This is a genomic window from Mesorhizobium sp. BR1-1-2 (assembly GCF_020165435.1).
Classification (GTDB): Bacteria; Pseudomonadota; Alphaproteobacteria; order Rhizobiales; family Rhizobiaceae; genus Mesorhizobium.
This window is the reverse complement of the sequence record NZ_JAIUID010000005.1, coordinates 1-15,304: the sequence shown is the minus strand read 5'-3', so window position 1 is coordinate 15,304 and position 15,304 is coordinate 1. Positions and strand designations below refer to the sequence as shown.

The 15,304-nt window shown below is 62.5% G+C and carries 14 protein-coding genes; 4 read left to right on the top strand and 10 right to left on the bottom strand.

Annotation, left to right across the window (positions count from 1 at the left end; all coding sequences use genetic code 11):
• Nucleotides 1-10: 10 nt before the first annotated feature.
• From LB551_RS12660 to LB551_RS12630, 7 genes are all read right to left on the bottom strand, one after another.
• Entirely contained in the window at nucleotides 11-1,420 is a 1,410-nt protein-coding gene (locus LB551_RS12660; protein ID WP_224659375.1) for an MmgE/PrpD family protein, read from the bottom strand.
• A gap of 243 nt (nucleotides 1,421-1,663) precedes the next feature.
• Nucleotides 1,664-2,371, bottom strand: a complete 708-nt coding sequence (locus LB551_RS12655) for an FCD domain-containing protein (protein WP_140551287.1) — start codon at nucleotides 2,369-2,371, stop codon at nucleotides 1,664-1,666.
• Between the two features lie 211 nt (nucleotides 2,372-2,582).
• Nucleotides 2,583-4,253: an ABC transporter permease gene (locus LB551_RS12650; RefSeq protein WP_224659374.1), complete on the bottom strand. Its 1,671-nt coding sequence runs from the start codon at nucleotides 4,251-4,253 to the stop codon at nucleotides 2,583-2,585.
• Nucleotides 4,254-4,447: 194 nt separating this feature from the next.
• Nucleotides 4,448-5,494 carry an ABC transporter substrate-binding protein gene (locus LB551_RS12645; protein WP_140551288.1) on the bottom strand — a complete coding sequence of 349 codons (1,047 nt, stop codon included), beginning with the start codon at nucleotides 5,492-5,494 and terminating at the stop codon, nucleotides 4,448-4,450.
• A gap of 12 nt (nucleotides 5,495-5,506) precedes the next feature.
• Entirely contained in the window at nucleotides 5,507-6,574 is a 1,068-nt protein-coding gene (locus LB551_RS12640; RefSeq protein ID WP_140551289.1) for an ABC transporter ATP-binding protein, read from the bottom strand.
• 229 nt (nucleotides 6,575-6,803) lie between these two features.
• Complete coding sequence (locus LB551_RS12635) at nucleotides 6,804-7,343, bottom strand: chromate transporter (RefSeq protein WP_224659373.1); 540 nt, start codon at nucleotides 7,341-7,343, stop codon at nucleotides 6,804-6,806.
• On the bottom strand, nucleotides 7,330-7,914 hold the full coding sequence (locus LB551_RS12630) for a chromate transporter (RefSeq protein ID WP_224659372.1): 585 nt from the start codon (nucleotides 7,912-7,914) through the stop codon (nucleotides 7,330-7,332). Before LB551_RS12630 ends, LB551_RS12635 begins: the two co-directional genes overlap by 14 nt.
• A gap of 100 nt (nucleotides 7,915-8,014) precedes the next feature.
• Here LB551_RS12630 and LB551_RS12625 point away from each other — a divergent pair, with 100 nt between their 5' ends.
• The 3 genes from LB551_RS12625 (at nucleotide 8,015) to LB551_RS12615 (ending at nucleotide 10,959) form a co-directional block, all read left to right on the top strand.
• Nucleotides 8,015-8,725 carry an FCD domain-containing protein gene (locus tag LB551_RS12625; RefSeq protein WP_224659371.1) on the top strand — a complete coding sequence of 237 codons (711 nt, stop codon included), beginning with the start codon at nucleotides 8,015-8,017 and terminating at the stop codon, nucleotides 8,723-8,725.
• A 73-nt stretch (nucleotides 8,726-8,798) separates the two neighbouring features.
• Complete coding sequence (locus tag LB551_RS12620; protein WP_224659370.1) at nucleotides 8,799-9,548, top strand: SDR family NAD(P)-dependent oxidoreductase; 750 nt, start codon at nucleotides 8,799-8,801, stop codon at nucleotides 9,546-9,548.
• Nucleotides 9,549-9,615: 67 nt separating this feature from the next.
• Nucleotides 9,616-10,959: an MmgE/PrpD family protein gene (locus tag LB551_RS12615; protein ID WP_224659369.1), complete on the top strand. Its 1,344-nt coding sequence runs from the start codon at nucleotides 9,616-9,618 to the stop codon at nucleotides 10,957-10,959.
• Nucleotides 10,960-11,033: 74 nt separating this feature from the next.
• Here the strand turns inward: LB551_RS12615 and LB551_RS12610 are convergent, their stop codons facing one another.
• Both LB551_RS12610 and LB551_RS12605 read right to left on the bottom strand, forming a co-directional pair.
• Entirely contained in the window at nucleotides 11,034-12,107 is a 1,074-nt protein-coding gene (locus LB551_RS12610; protein WP_224659368.1) for a tartrate dehydrogenase, read from the bottom strand.
• A gap of 41 nt (nucleotides 12,108-12,148) precedes the next feature.
• Nucleotides 12,149-13,204, bottom strand: a complete 1,056-nt coding sequence (locus LB551_RS12605; protein ID WP_224659367.1) for a PdxA family protein — start codon at nucleotides 13,202-13,204, stop codon at nucleotides 12,149-12,151.
• Between the two features lie 171 nt (nucleotides 13,205-13,375).
• On the opposite strand from LB551_RS12605, the gene LB551_RS12600 reads away from it, so the two are divergent.
• On the top strand, nucleotides 13,376-14,341 hold the full coding sequence (locus LB551_RS12600; protein WP_224659366.1) for an alpha/beta fold hydrolase: 966 nt from the start codon (nucleotides 13,376-13,378) through the stop codon (nucleotides 14,339-14,341).
• A gap of 17 nt (nucleotides 14,342-14,358) precedes the next feature.
• Here the strand turns inward: LB551_RS12600 and fghA are convergent, their stop codons facing one another.
• Complete coding sequence (gene fghA / locus LB551_RS12595) at nucleotides 14,359-15,192, bottom strand: S-formylglutathione hydrolase (protein WP_224659703.1); 834 nt, start codon at nucleotides 15,190-15,192, stop codon at nucleotides 14,359-14,361.
• Between the last annotated feature and the right edge of the window lie 112 nt (nucleotides 15,193-15,304).

The following is a 15,304-nucleotide window of genomic DNA, read 5'->3' as shown; positions in this document are numbered from 1 at the left end:
TGGAGATCTGTCAGCCGGCCTTGGCGACGAGGCTCATCAGCCGCTCCAGCGAGGGCTGCCGCTCCAGGTCGCGCACCAGCGCGACGACCTCGTCCGCCGCCGAACGGGCAAGACGGGCATGAGCCGCATTGTCCCTGAACTTGTCGGCAACCTCCTCGTAGCTCATCGGGTTGGCCGGACTGCCCTTTCCGAAGTCGGCTTCGCCGTGAATGACACGGCCGTCATTCAGCGTGACATCGATGATCGTCGTCATCTTGTGATAGCCGGCCTTCTCGGCCTTTTCATCGATTACGAAATCCACTTTGTCGATCATGGCTTTGACATCGGCCCGCTGCGTCGTCGCGTCGGTGAACTCGCCAAGTCCGGCCTTGCCGTCGAGCAGCAGGATGGCCATGCAGAACTCCATCGAGAACTTGGCCTGGAGTTCGTCATGCGGATTGTGATGGATCAGGGCATTCGGCATGTTCGAGTTGGTGCCGACCCGCACGCGCTTCACGTCAGCGGCCTTGATATCATTCTCACGGATAAGGCGCGCCATCTCGGTCATGCCGGGATGGGTCAAGGACCCCGAGGGATGCGGCTTGATCGAGATGCCGGGGTCGGCGAACGTCCACGGCGCGCCGAGGCGTCCACGGATGGCGTTCTCGTCGTAACCGCCGCCGGCGGCCTGGAAGAAGCCGCGCGGGGCCTCCAGAATCTTGTCGGTGGCAGTCCATCCATGGGCGGCGAACTGCGCGGCGGCGACCCCGCTTTCCGATGCGCGCCCTGCATGGAACGGCTTGGTCATCGTGCCGAAATTCTCGCGCAGGCCGGCCGACTGACTGCCGGCGATCGAAAGAGCGCGCGCCGTGGTCTTGGCATCGAAGCGAAGCAGCGAGGCCGCGGCCGAGGCGGCGGCGAACGTGCCGCAAGTGGCCGTCGCGTGAAATCCTGTCTGATAGTGGCGAGGCGCGATCGCTTCGGCGATCTTGCACTCGACCTCGACCCCGAGATGGTAGGCTAGCATGACCTCCCTGCCCGAGGCGCCCACCAGTTCGCCGACGGCCAGTGCCGCGGGCAACGCCGGCGCAGTCGGATGCGTCAGCAAGCCATAGACGCGATCGGAAGCGACGGCCAACTGGGTGTCGTCATAATCATCGGCATGGATGCCAACGCCATTCGCAAATGCGGCAAAGCGCGGCGCAACCTTGCGGCCCGCGCCGATCACCGTCGCGGCGCCAGGCATCAGCCCGAGTTCGTCGAGATGGCGGCGGACGAGGTCGCCGCTTTGCGCGACGGAGCCCGAAAGAGCAAGTCCGATGCCGTCCAGTATCGACTTCTTGCCGAGAGCGATGACGTCATCCGGCAGATCCTGCGGAGTGGCTGCTGCGACGAACTCCGCCACGTATTTCGTGAGACCTGCCTGTGCCATGTCGTGCATTGAAAATCCTCTTTGTCGACCGTGCCTCGAACCAAGAACCCGCTCGCGCGGGCCCTTGCTTGCCAGGGTTGCGAGCAGGACTAAGAAGGCAGTTTTGGTAAACTGTCAACAATTTTTTGTCGACAAAATGAGGACCGGCCGGACTGATCTGTGGGACGGAAATGACGAGCGCAGACCATAAACGGCGCATTCCGGCGCTTCAGCGGCGAATTCGCCTTCTTCCGAGAAGCGTCTCTACGGCGGTCAGTCCGAAGCGTGTCGCAAAGCCACGGTTGCCCGGCGCGTGCGCGAGGTTCCGTTGACGATGTGCTCGCGCCCGGCTGCGAAGGCCCGCTGCGGATCACGCGCGGCAACGGCCTCCACGATCGCCCGGTGCTCGCGATTGGATATGTCGAGCACGTCGCCACTCGCCAGTGCGCGGTAGCGCTGGATGTGGAGTTCCCGTGCAAGGCCGAGATAGATCTGCGCCAGGCGGCCGTTGCCGCACATCCTCGCCAGTTCCGAATGGAACTCCAGATTGACCGGATAATACTGGCTCACCTCGCCGATCTTCGCCAGTTCGTCCATGCGGTCGACGAGCGCACGCAATTTGGCAATTTCGGGATCGGTGATCTTCTCCGCGACGCTCATGGTCATGCAGGCGAAGATGCAGGCGCGTGCTTCCGACACATCGCGGGCTTCATCTTCGCTGAGCTCGCGCACGAAGAAGCCCCGGTTGGGGATCACCTGGATCAGCCCCAGAGCCGCAAGCGCGCTGCAAGCTTCCCGGATCGGCCCCCGACTGACCTTGAGCTGCTGGGCCAGCGCGTTTTCGTTGATCCGTTCGTTGGGCGTGAATTCTCCCTCGACGATCATTCGCTCTATTTCGTGCTGCACGACATTGGCGAGCGAGCGCGTGCGCAAAAAGTCGATGGGCGAAAATCCCGACATGTTTTCGGTTTCGTTAGCCATTAGCCCGAATTCCGTTCAATGCCCCGCGGACGACACGATTTGCCTGATCCGGCCTGGCTGGCCGCGAACACTTTGCCTGGGCATCATCCACGGTTTGATCTCCTTCGTCCAATTGATGCCGACGGCATCCAAGCAGGACCATGACTGAGACATACTTCCTCTTGTCAAGCGAAACGCGGACAATTGCTGTGGAATCAAGACCGCATCCACCTCAGCCACCGCTCCTCGAAGGCGCTCCGCCGAGAACCGGGACCTTGTTCGCAATAAAAACAACGGTGAACGAAACCACCAGCAGCAAGATGCCGAGCACCGCAATCGCTCCGTAGTCGCCGCTCTCGTTGAGGTCGTAGATGATGACTGAGACCAGCTTGGTCTGCGCCGTCGTCAGAAGCACGGTCGCCGACAATTCCCGGAAGGTGCCTATGAAGACGAAGCACCAGGCCGCGATCAGGCTGGTGCGCAGCAACGGCGCCGTGATCTGCCATAAGGTCTTCAGGCGGGTGGCGCCGAGAATGCGGCTGGCTTCCTCCAGTTCCGGATGCACGCCATGGAATGCCGATGACAATTGCTGATAACCGGCCGGAAGCTCGATCGTCAGGAAGGCGATCAGCAGGATCCACAAGGTACCGTAGAGACCGAATGTCGGGTTGGCATAGGCGAGGAAAAGCCCGACGCCGAGCACGATGCCCGGAATGGCTATCGGCGCGGTTGCCAGCACGCCCAGAAATGCCGCGCCCGGCGCGGCGCGGCGCGCAACCAGATACGACACCACAAGCGCGATGCCGGTCGCGATCGTTGCCGTCGACAAACCAAGGATCAAGGTGTTCCAGATGGCCAGCCGCGTGCTGGAAAATTCGAAGAGCACGAAATGGAAATTATGGAGCGTCAACGAACTCCAGCTCAGCGGCTCGGAAATATTGTGCGTCAGAGCCACTTTGAGCAGGGCCAGATAGGGAAACAGGACCGTCACGCACAGGATGAACAACACATATGCGCCGGCCAGCCATTTCCAGTTGCCCAGCTTCACGCGCCGCGGCGTGCCGCTCTTGCCGCCGAGCACGGTATAGCCGCGGCGCCCGAGCAGCCATCTCTGCCCCCAGAGCAGGAGCATGGTGACCACGAGCAGGGGCACGGCACTGGCCGCGGCGAGATCGAGCCGCGGCGGAAACTGGAAATAGCTCCAGATCTTGGTGGTGATGACGTGGAAGCCGGCCGGCAGCGCCAGGATCGCCGGCGAGCCGAACATGGTGAAGGCCTGGACGATGGCCACCAGGGACCCGGCCAGCATGGCAGGCAGCACCATGGGCAGCGTCACCCGCCGCAATGTCGTGCCGGGCTTGCCGCCGAGGATCGCCGATGCTTCCTCCAGGTCGGACGGCACCTTGTCGAAGGCGTTGGCCACCAGCGTGAAGACGAAGGGAAACGAATAGCAGGTGACCGCGAAGACCAGCCCGGTGAAGGTGTAGATATCGAACAGGCTTTGCGACTGGTCGAGACCGAAGGCCCAGCGGTAGATATTGTTGAGAATACCGCTGTTCGGCGCGGCCAGCATTGCCCAGGCAATGGCGCCCAGGAAGGGCGGCGTCACGAACGATGCCGTCACCAGACTGCGGACAAGGCGCTGCCCCGGCATGTCGGTGCGCGCGACAAGCCAGGCCAGCGGCGTGGCGACGAGACACGAGAACAGGCCGACGCAGCCGGCCATGCCAAGTGCGATGAGGAACGCCCTGCGAATTGTGGCGTCGGTAAAGAGGCGGGCGAAATTCGCCAGGGTCAGGGAACCCGCCTTGTTGGTGATGCTGTAGTAGCCCAGCCAGAACAACGGCAGCAGCACCAGCACGCACAGGATGCCGGCCAGCAGCACGAAAAGAGGTGTCGACAAATCGAACCTGCCGAGGCGCCGCCTTGTGGCGGAATCGGGGGACAATGCAGCGATGGTCACCTGGTCACCTCTGAGCTTGATCTGATATCGGCAGAACACCCCCGGCCCGACCCGGGATCTTGCGATGTCGCCCACGACGACATCGCAAAATCATTTCATTCTGCCACCGGTCCAACTTGACGGCGAACCGCTACTCACGTGCCGAAATACTCTTCGTATTTCTGCTTGATCTCTTCGATGGCGTCGCGAACGTTCGCCGGATCGGACTCAAGCAGCTTGATCTGGGAAAGCGGCGTGCGGTTGGATTTTTCCTTCACGTCCGGCCGAACCGAACGCAGACCACCGAAATCGTCGTTCAATTGCTGGGCTTCCTGCGAGAACATGAAGGAATAGAAAAGCTTGGCTGCGTTTGGATGAGGAGCGTAAGCCAGGATGGCGGCGTTGCCGTAGGCGATGGAGGTTCCTTCCGCCGGATAGACCGCCTTGATCGGCACGCCTTTGTCCTGGAGGATGAACACGTTGTACTCATTGCCATCAGCCTGGATCGGGCGCTCGCCCTGGGCAAGGACCTTCGGCGGCTCCGTCGAGGACTGGACCTGCATGACGCCCTGCTTGCCCAGTTTCTCGAAATAGTCCCAACCGAGAAGCTGGCTGAGGGCATAGGTCGCGGTCATCACGTTGCCGCTGTAGCCAGGATGCGACTTGACCAGCTTGTCCTTGTATTTGGGATCGAGCAGATCGGTCCAGGTCTTTGGTGCGTCCTCTTCCTTCACCAAGTCGGTCCGGTAGGCGATGACGGTCAGCGTGGCGCGGAAAGCCGCATAGAGCCCGTCGGGGTCACGATCCTTTTCCGGCCACATCTTGGCCACGTCCTCGGGAACGGCCGGCGTCAGCCAGTTCTGATCCTTGAATGTGAGGAAGTGGGATGCGTCGGAGGTCTCGATGACATCGGCATTGTGGATGCCGCTCGAATATTCCTGCCCTATGCGCTGAAAGACGCGCTCGGAACCGGCCCTCTCCACCTGGACCTTGATGCCCGGATAATGCGCCTCGAAGGCGGAGCCCAGTTTCTCGGCAACCTGCACGTCGGTGGAGGTGTAGTAGACGACCGAGCCCTCCTTGGTTGCCGCGGCAACCAGCTCGTCCGTCACATGATAGGGCTCCGGCGGGGCGGCCCAGGCCACCTGGCTCCACGCCAAGGCTGCCAAAAGCGCGCCTGCTGCGACTTTCGTGTTCGACATTTCTCTCTCCCTTTAGTGCGCGAGCGCCCGGCAGCGATCAGGTGGGCAATGAAGCCAGATTTGCTGGTTTTCCGGGACCGCGACATCGACGGGCGCAATCGCCCGCACGGTTTCGCCACCTGATAGATTGACGAGATAATCGCGATGCGACCCAAGATAGACCTGGCGCAGCACCTTTCCGGTGGCCCAGTTGCTCGGATCGCCTTTCGGCTTCTCGTTCGTGAGGTGCAGGTCGTGATGCCGCACCGACACCGCGGTCTGGCCGTTGGAGGCGTAGTCGCCGCTGCCGCAGCGCAGCACCAAACCATTGCCGCAATCGACGGTGTCCGTTCCGATCCGCTTGCCCTTGAAGATGTTGGTGCCGCCGATGAACTGCGCGACGAATTCCGAGCGCGGTCGTTCGTAGATGTCCTCGGGAGAACCAGCCTGCTCGACATTGCCCTGGTTCATCACCACGATGACATCGGCGGCGGTCATGGCCTCGGTCTGATCGTGAGTGACGTAGACGGTCGTGTAGCGGAACTCGTCGTGAAGCCGACGGATTTCAAACCGCATCTCCTCACGAAGATTGGCGTCGAGATTGGAAAGCGGCTCGTCGAGCAGCAGCGTCTCCGGCTCGATGACAAGGGCCCTGGCAAGGGAAACACGCTGCTGCTGACCGCCCGACAATTCGCCCGGATAGCGCTCAGCCAGTTTTTCAAGCTTGGTCGCCTGGAGGATGCGACCGGCCTTCGCCTGAATGTCGCTCTTGCCCATACGGCGGAGCCGCAGGCCGTAGGCGATGTTCTCGAAAACCGTCATATGCGGCCAGAGCGCATAGCTTTGGAAGATCATCGACATGTTGCGGGCTTCCGGAGGCTCGCTGGCATGCGGCGACGACACCACACGGCCCCCGACGCGGATCTGACCATCCGACGGCTGAACGAACCCGGCGACCAGGCGCAAGGTGGTGGTCTTGCCACAGCCCGACGGGCCGAGCAGGCACACCAGCTTGCCCTTCTCGATAGAGAGGTCGACCTGATTGACGACGGTCAACTTCCCGTACCGCTTGGTCAGATTGTCGAGTTCCACAAAGGCCATGGGTCCTCCCGAACACTCACTCACAAGCGATGTGCCTGTGCCTCTTCCCCAAGGTCGATCTAATTTTGTTAATTGTCAACAATTAACTGACGACTATCTGCATTGCCGTTGAGAGCAGCGGCATTTGTCGGCCGGAATTGCCGGGCGCTTCGCGTGGAAACGGATCCGTGCGACGCGCTTCAGCTCTTCTCCATGCCTTGTCACTGTCCCAAAATTTGGGCGACATGCGTTATCCTACAGCCATCAGCAGGCTGCAAAAGAGGACCGATCCGACAACCATCAGCGTCAAGGGCCCCAAACGAACCCTACGCGCCGCAACGGCGACCATGATGGCCACGCACCAGGCGATCCAGCCGCCTTTCGCGTTGCTCAGGAGAGCCAAGACGCTGGACAGCACCAGCCCTGCGGCGAGCGGCGCCAAACCATAGACCAGGGCGCCTTGCCACGCCGCATCCGGACGGCTGTGCCAGAAATGCGCGATCACGATCACCAGCAGCGAGGACGGCGCAAAAATCGCGATCGTCGAAACGATAGCCCCCGCCCATCCGGCAAGGTGCCATCCCATCAGCGTGACGATCAGGGTTCCCGGTCCGGGTGCGACGCGGGAGATGGCAAACATGTCGAGGAAAGCCTTGTTGGTCAGCCAGTGCCTGTCATCGACGACGCTGTGCTGCAATTCGCCCAGAATGGAGGATCCGCCGCCGATGGCCATCAATGACAAGGGCGCGAACACCAGACACAGGGTAAGAAGCAGATCATCGTCTTTCATGCCGTTTTCTTACAAAGCCGATGCCGATGCCGATGGGCGCCAGCACCGCAACGATGGCGAGAGCAGAAAGATGAAAGACGGATGCACCGACCAGCGTGCAGGCAAACAGGACCGTTGAAATGACGTCGACGCAGGCATACCGCATGGCAAGATAGCCGACGGAAAGCGACAGTCCGGCTGCCGCGACGGCGAGGCCCGCAAGCAGCGCGCCGATCGCGGGATCGGCGCTGAGCCTCAGCACGACATTTCCTATCAGGATGATCGCGATGGCCGGGGGCAGCACCACTGCCAACAGCGCCACGAAGGCTCCGACGAAACCCCTGAGTTGATATCCGAGCCAGAGCGCCAGGTTTGCAACGTTGACACCGGGCAAGGACTGCGCAAGAGCTAGGCCGGACAGAAACTGCCGGTCGGTGAACCAGCCCCGATTCACCACGAATTCCGTGTGCATCATGCCGTTCACGCCCCCGCCAATGCTCGTGATGCCGAGCTTGGCAAACGCCAGGAAGAGTTCGAAAAGGCTTGGCGAAGGCAACGCATCCTTCACCAGCGGGATGTCCGCCTGAGGCATGAAACTCCGGTTTTCTCCAGCTTTCGGCCAGCAATGATCCTGCCTGTCAGTCGCACTGTATTCTGTTGACAGTTTGCAGTAAATAGTAGATCACGATCTCATGAGGGCCGAGCTTGAGTTTCTTCAGAACCACTCCCTGACGAGCGTCCTGCGGCGCGAGTTGGAGAGCCTCATCCTGTCGGGAGAATTCGCCCCGGGTGAAAGACTGAACGAGAATTCGCTGGCGACCCGCTTTTCGGTGAGCCGCGGTCCCATCCGCGAAGTGTGCCGCGCGCTTGCCGAGAAAGGGCTGCTCGAGCTTGTCCCCAACCGGGGCGTGTTCATGCGCAGGATCGGCGAGGACCAGGCCGCCGAGCTATACGACGTGCGTGCGGGGTTGTTCGCGTCGGCGGCGCGCCTCCTGGCCACGAAGGTCACGGCGGCGCATATTTCGGAACTCGAGCGCTTGCTCGATGGCATGGAGGAGGCGGTCGCCATGCATTCGCTCGATGCCTACTACCCACTCAATCTGGAATTCCACGATTCGATCCTGCGCTTCGCGGGCAACGGCCGGCTGCACAAGGCCTATTCCGAACTCGTCAAGGAACTGCACCTGTTTCGGGAGCGCGCGCTGCTGCAAGGCGGCGGCCTCTCCGTGTCCAATATTGAGCATCGCCGCATCGTTGCGGCATTGCGAAACGGCGACGCGACAGCCGCCATGGAGGCAGCCTTCCTGCATGTGCTGAGCGGCAAGAGCCGTATGACCCTGCCGGCAGCGGCCGTCCCTGGACATTCGAGCGGCAACGCGCCCGACACCGGGGATCTCGCATGAGCCGCACCGATTGGTCTCGAGAGATGCCTTCAATGGCAGTGGCCGGCCCGGACCGGTCCGACGGGAGCTTGGCATGAACGGCGGACGGGAACTTGCAGGCCGCGTCGCCATCGTAACGGGAGCCGCCCGCAATATCGGACGCATCATGGCGCTGGAGCTTGCTGGCGCCGGGGCCGCCGTGGTCGTGAACGCACGCAACTCCCAGGCTGAAGCCCAGTCCGTCGTCAATGAAATCGCAGCCGCCGGAGGAAAGGCCAAGGCCGTCCTGGCGGATGTCGTCGACCCAGGTGCCGTCGATGCCTTGGTCGGCGCGACCGTTCGGGAGTTCGGCGGCATAGACATTCTCGTCAACAGCGCCGCCGTACGACATGAAACCGCGTTCGAGGATATGAGCTTCACCGAATGGCGCGACGTGCTTTCGATCATCCTCGACGGCGCGTTCCTGACCGCCCATGCGGCGCTCCCGCACCTCAAGAAGTCAGGACAGGGAGCAGTGATCAACATCGGTGGCTTGTCGGCGCATACCGGCGCCGGCGGACGCGCTCATGTCGTGACCGCGAAGGCGGGCCTGTCCGGCTTCACGCGCGCGCTCGCCCATGACCTTGCCGGCGACGGCATTACCGTCAATTGCGTTTCGCCCGGCATGATCGACACAGTGCGGGCAGGCGGAGAACCCTCTCACCATGTCGGGAAACTGCCGCCGGTCGGCCGGCTTGGAACGCCGCGGGAAGTAGCCTTGCTCGTGCGCTATCTCTGCGGCCCCGCAGCCCGCTACATCACCGGCCAGACCGTTCACGTCAACGGCGGCGCCTTCATGGCGTGATCCGCGCCAATCACCAACAAAGCACGCCGGCAGGCAGTCCTGTGCAACGGCAATCCAGAGAGATCAAATGATTGACGTCACCGCCACACTGGCCCGCTATGTCGTGTCGGCATCCGCAGACAGCGTGCCCGGTAATGTCCGGCGCGAAGCGGTACGCTCCTTCCTCAACTGGACAGGCTGTGCGGTGGGCGGCTCGCAACATGCGAGCGTCGATATTGCGCTCGCGGCCGTGTCGCCGTTTGCCGGCAGGGATCAGGCTTCCATATTGGGCCGCGGCGAACGGCTGGACGCACTCAATGCCGCGCTTCTCAACGGCATCGCCAGCCATGTTTTCGACTTCGACGACACGCATCTGCGCACCATCATCCATCCCGCCGGGCCGGTCGCCTCCGCCATCTTGAGCCTTGCGCAGCTGCGGCCGGTAAGCGGCCGTGATCTGCTGCATGCCTTTATCCTCGGCGTCGAGGTCGAATGCCGTATCGGCAACGCGGTCTACCCCGCTCACTACGACATCGGCTGGCACATCACCGGAACAGCCGGCGTCTTTGGCGCCGCCGCCGCAGCGGGGCGGCTGCTTGGCCTCACCGAACAGCAGATGATCTGGGCGCTCGGCATCGCCGGAACGCAGTCTTCGGGTTTCCGCGAGATGTTCGGCACCATGTGCAAGAGCTTCCATCCGGGCCGCGCAGCGCAAAATGGACTGCTCTCCGCCTTCATGGCGCAACGCGATTTCACCTCGTCAAATCGCGTGCTCGAGGCGCCGCGCGGTTTCGCCCACGTCATGTCGACCGAACGCAATTTCGACGAGATCACCAAAGGTCTGGGCGAGAGCTTCGAGATCGCGCTGAACACCTACAAGCCGTTTGCCTGCGGCATCGTCATCCACCCGATCATCGACGGCTGCGTGCAATTGCGCAACGAGTTCGGACTGACGGCCGCGCAGATCGAGGGCATCGAACTGGAAGTCGATCCGCTGGTGCTTGAGCTGACCGGCAAGAAGACGCCGAAGGTCGGTCTCGAGGGCAAGTTCAGCGTCTACCATTCGGCAGCGGTGGCCATCATCGAAGGCCGCGCCGGCGAGGAGGAATACAGCGATGCGAGCGTGCGCGACCCGGAGGTGATTGCGCTGCGCGACCGCGTGAGTGCAGCGGCGTCCCAAAGCGTCGCCGAAGACGAATGTCACGTGACGATCAGACTCAAGGACGGCCGCGTCCTGAGGAAACATGTCGAGCACGCGATCGGCAGCCTGGCGCGGCCGATGACCGACGACGATCTGAACGCAAAGTTCGGCGGGCTTGCCGAACCGGTTCTGGGCGCTACGGCAACGGCGCGCCTGCGGGATCTGTGCTGGGAGATAGAGACGCTCGAAGACGCCGCCGCCATCGCCCGCGCCGCAACCCCCGTGGGCTGAACGGTTCTCATGCAGCGGCGGTCGATCTCGCCGACGCAAACACCCTCTCTGCCTTGGTGCCGACGATCTGAAGGTCAAAGTGCTGCGGCGATCGCCTTGCCGCACTCGACGGTGTTTGCGGCGCCGCCAAGGTCGCGCGTGCGCAGCGAAGGCTCGGCGAGAATGGTCTCGATGGCCGAAACGATCCCGGCGGCCGCCTCAGCCTGGCCGAGATGGTCGAGCATCATCGCGGCCGACCAGATCTGCCCGACGGGATTTGCAATCCCTTGCCCCGCAATATCCGGCGCCGAGCCGTGAACCGGCTCGAACAGGGACGGAAAATTGCGGTCGGGATTGATATTGGCGCTCGGCGCGATGCCGATCGTTCCCGTGCAGGCCGGGCCGAGATCGGACAGAATGTCGCCGAAAAGGTTGGAGGCGACGACGACGTCGAACCAGTCGGGATGAAGCACGAACTGGGCCGTCAGGATATCGATGTGGTATTTGTCCCAGCGCACATCGGGAAAAGCCTTGGCCATTTCCTCCACGCGCTCGTCCCAGTAGGGCATGCTGATCGAGATGCCGTTCGACTTGGTGGCCGAGGTCAGGTGTTTGCGCTTGCCCTTGGCGGCAAGCTCGAACGCGAACCTCAGCACACGATCGACGCCAATGCGCGTCATGACCGTTTCCTGCACCACCACTTCGCGCTCGGTGCCGGGGAAGATGCGGCCGCCTATCGACGAATACTCGCCTTCGGTGTTTTCGCGCACCACCCAGAAATCGATATCGCCTGGGCCGCGCCCGGCGAGCGGGCTCGGCACACCCGGCATAAGGCGCACCGGCCGCAGGTTGACGTATTGATCGAACTCGCGCCTGAACTGGAGAAGCGACCCCCACAGCGACACGTGGTCGGGCACGCCGGCAGGCCAGCCGACGGCGCCAAAGAAGATCGCGTCATGCGATCCGATCCTTGCCTTCCAGTCCTCAGGCAGCATCCGGCCGTGACGGGCATAATAATCGTAGGAGGCGAAATCGAACCAGTCGAACGACAGGCCGATGCCGAAGCGCGAAGCGACCTTTTCCAGGACGCGTACGCCCTCCGGCACGACCTCCTTGCCGATGCCATCGCCGGGGATGACCGCGATGCGGAAACTGTTGGATTTCGTCATTTGGCTTCCAGTTGGTTTCAAGGCCGGTTGGCTGACATCGGTCAGGCTGCAGCCTGGCGCTCCGCGTTTTTGCGGCGCGCAAGCTGGGCCGCAAGTCGAACCGCACTCTCCAGCGCACCTGTCGAGGCGACGCCTTTGCCGACGATGTCGAAGGCGGTTCCGTGCGCCGGCGTGGTGAAGACGGTTTCGAGGCCGGCCGTGACGGTCACGCCGCGATTGAAGCCGCGCAGCTTGGTCGCGATCTGGCCCTGGTCATGGTACATGGCGACCACACTGTCATATTCGCCGGCGAAGGCCTTGATGTAGATGGTGTCGGCGGGGAAAGGCCCGCTGCAATCGATGCCCGTTGCCGCGGCGACCTTGACCGCCGGACCGATCAGATCGATCTCCTCGCGCCCGAACAGCCCGTTCTCGCCGGCATGCGGGTTGAGGGCAGCGACGGCGATGCGCGGCTTCTTCATGCCGGCGCGTTGCATGGTGCGGTCAACAAGTTGGATCGCCTCGATGATGCTGTCATGGGTGATCTGGTCGAGAGCCGTGCGCATGGAGACGTGCGAGGTGACGCGCGACATCCATTGGCCGTCGAGCACGTTCATCTCGGAGAAATACCCTTTGTGTTCCAGCAAATGGGCAAACATCTTGTGCTCGTCCGGAAATTTCCAGCCGCCGGCATGAAGCGCCGCCTTGTTCAGCGGTGCGAAGGTGATGCCGTCCACTTCGCCCTTCATCGCCAGCCGCACGGCGGCGGCCAACGTGTCTCCGGTCAGCTTTCCGGACTCGGCGGAAACCACGCCGCGCGGCAAGGCCGCGGGATCGATATTACCGAGATCGATGACAGGCGTCTCCGCCGCGTTCCAGTCGATCGAGGCGACGTCCGGCACGGTCTTGATGGAGAGAGACACGCCGGCATCGCGGGCGCCCATCTCCAGGACACGCCGGTCGCCGAGAACGACAATGCGCGCAGCATCGGAAAGCCGGCCATCCGACAGCACGCGCGCAACGAGTTCCGGGCCGATGCCGGTCATATCGCCCGGCAACAGGGCCAGGCGAGGCAGCGGCGAAACGGCTTTGCGCGAGGACTTATCTGGATCTGGCATGGACACGCCCCTTCGGCTCGGCGGTGGCAAGGCCACCCGATACTGGCCGCGCAAGCCTCGCTTGGCGACCTCGGTGCGATGTTGCGCTGCATCCAAAAAAAGTCAACTGAAAATTGTTGACAGTATTCAATTTGAAGGCGAGGTTTAGGGGACAGAGTTCTGGAGAACCTTATGGCCAGTCAAAACACCTCGGACGTCGCCGCCGCATCCCTCATGCCCCCACTGGAGACGGAGCATCGGAGCCTGATGGAGGGATTTTCCTACAGGAGGATCAAGACCAGGGGAGCCGAGATCAATGTCGCGATCGCGGGCTCAGGCCCGGCATTGCTGCTGGTCCACGGCAATCCGTTGACACATGTCAGTTGGCACCGGATCGCGCCTTCGCTGGCGAAATCCTTCACGGTGGTTGCCATCGACCTGCGCGGCTACGGCGACAGTTCGAAGCCCGACGGCGGCCCTGACCATGCCGCATACAGCTTCCGCGCCATGGGCGAAGATGCCTTCGACGTGATGAGCGAACTCGGCTTTGAAAAATTCGCGCTTGCCGGCCATGACCGCGGCGCCCGCGTCGGTTTCCGCATGGCGCTCGATCGGCCTGACAGGATCACGCGCTTCTGCGCGCTCGATATCATCCCGACCTATCATCTTCTCACCAACGTCACCCTAGGCTGGGGGCTGGAAAGCTATCACTGGTTCTTCATGGCGCAGAAGGCGCCATTCCCGGAAAAGCTGATCTGTGCAGACCTCGACTATTACATCCAGTACAAGCTCAACAAGAAGGGCGTGGGGCTGGAGATATTCACGCCGGAAGCCTTCAAGGAATATGCCCGCTGCACGACGCCTGAGCAGATCCACGCGGTGTGCGAGGACTACCGGGCGACCGTGACACTCGACCTTGCCATGGACACAGCCGATTTCGGCAAGAAGAAGATCGGATGCCCGGTCATGGTGATCTGGGGCAGCAACAGTCATGTCGGACGCCATCTCACGCCTATCGAGGCATGGGCCCCTTGGGCGCCGGACCTTAGAGGCTGGGCCATTCCGACGGGCCACTACCCGGCCGAGCACCGTCCCGACCTGATCTATGAAAGCTTCTGGACGTTCTTCAAAGGCGGCGAGCCGAAGCCCTACCGCTGATAATGCCCGGCGGTTCTTCAGCCTAGCCGCGCGGCGTGCCACTTCAGGTGATCGTCCATGAAGGTCGAGATGAAGTTGTAGGAATGATCGTAGCCTTCCTGTATGCGCAAGGTGAGGTCGATGCCGGCCTTCTTGCAGGCTTCATCGAGCAGCCACGGACGGAGGCCTTCGTCAAGGAACCCATCGGCCGTGCCCTGATCAACCAGGAACTCGCCAAAACGGCGGCCGTCCTCGATAAGCAGCGTGGCGTCATAGGCGCGCCAGCGCCTGTCGTCGGCGCCGAGATATTTCTCGAGCGCAGGCCGCGACCAGCCAGCTGTCGTCGGCTGAACGATCGGCGCGAAGGCCGAGCAACTCCTGAAGCGGTCGGGGTTCTTCAGCGCGATCGTCAACGCGCCGTGTCCGCCCATCGAATGACCCGATATGCCCTGGCGCGCCGTGTCGGCAGGGAAGTTCGCGGCGATTAATCCCGGCAGCTCGTCGAGAACGTAGGAATACATACGGTAGTTCCTGGCGTAAGGCTGCTGCGTCGCATCGACATAGAAACCGGCGCCGCAGCCGAACTGCCAATTATCCTTCTCGTCCGGCACATCGACACCGCGCGGGCTGGTGTCGGGGCAGACCACGATGAGACCAAGCTCGGCCGCCAGGCGCCGGTACTCGCCCTTGTCCATGACGTTGGCATGGGTGCAGGTGAGACCCGAAAGATACCACAGCACCGGCACCGGCCCATCCTTGGCCTGCGGCGGCACGAAGACGGCAAAGGTCATGTCGCAGGCGCAGACCTCTGAAGCGTGCGAGTAAACACCCTGGACGCCGCCATGCGACTTGGACGTGGAAACGACTTTCATCAACTCTGCCTTTTCGTCATGACCTTTCGGTCCGACATAACTGCCGGCCGCCGCACCCGCAACCTTCAGCCCTGCAAACAGCACCAGCGGCGTGACCGAGGTGCACCTCGGT

What these genes read in the sequence shown, in the direction of transcription:
- LB551_RS12660 (WP_224659375.1), bottom strand. Translation starts at nt 1,420, where the DNA reads ATGCACGACATGGCACAGGCAGGTCTCACGAAATACGTGGCGGAGTTC.
- LB551_RS12655 (WP_140551287.1), bottom strand. Translation starts at nt 2,371, where the DNA reads ATGGCTAACGAAACCGAAAACATGTCGGGATTTTCGCCCATCGACTTT.
- LB551_RS12645 (WP_140551288.1), bottom strand. Translation starts at nt 5,494, where the DNA reads ATGTCGAACACGAAAGTCGCAGCAGGCGCGCTTTTGGCAGCCTTGGCG.
- LB551_RS12640 (WP_140551289.1), bottom strand. Translation starts at nt 6,574, where the DNA reads ATGGCCTTTGTGGAACTCGACAATCTGACCAAGCGGTACGGGAAGTTG.
- LB551_RS12635 (WP_224659373.1), bottom strand. Translation starts at nt 7,343, where the DNA reads ATGAAAGACGATGATCTGCTTCTTACCCTGTGTCTGGTGTTCGCGCCC.
- LB551_RS12630 (WP_224659372.1), bottom strand. Translation starts at nt 7,914, where the DNA reads ATGCCTCAGGCGGACATCCCGCTGGTGAAGGATGCGTTGCCTTCGCCA.
- LB551_RS12625 (WP_224659371.1), top strand. Translation starts at nt 8,015, where the DNA reads ATGAGGGCCGAGCTTGAGTTTCTTCAGAACCACTCCCTGACGAGCGTC.
- LB551_RS12620 (WP_224659370.1), top strand. Translation starts at nt 8,799, where the DNA reads ATGAACGGCGGACGGGAACTTGCAGGCCGCGTCGCCATCGTAACGGGA.
- LB551_RS12615 (WP_224659369.1), top strand. Translation starts at nt 9,616, where the DNA reads ATGATTGACGTCACCGCCACACTGGCCCGCTATGTCGTGTCGGCATCC.
- LB551_RS12610 (WP_224659368.1), bottom strand. Translation starts at nt 12,107, where the DNA reads ATGACGAAATCCAACAGTTTCCGCATCGCGGTCATCCCCGGCGATGGC.
- LB551_RS12605 (WP_224659367.1), bottom strand. Translation starts at nt 13,204, where the DNA reads ATGCCAGATCCAGATAAGTCCTCGCGCAAAGCCGTTTCGCCGCTGCCT.
- LB551_RS12600 (WP_224659366.1), top strand. Translation starts at nt 13,376, where the DNA reads ATGGCCAGTCAAAACACCTCGGACGTCGCCGCCGCATCCCTCATGCCC.
- fghA (WP_224659703.1), bottom strand. Translation starts at nt 15,192, where the DNA reads ATGAAAGTCGTTTCCACGTCCAAGTCGCATGGCGGCGTCCAGGGTGTT.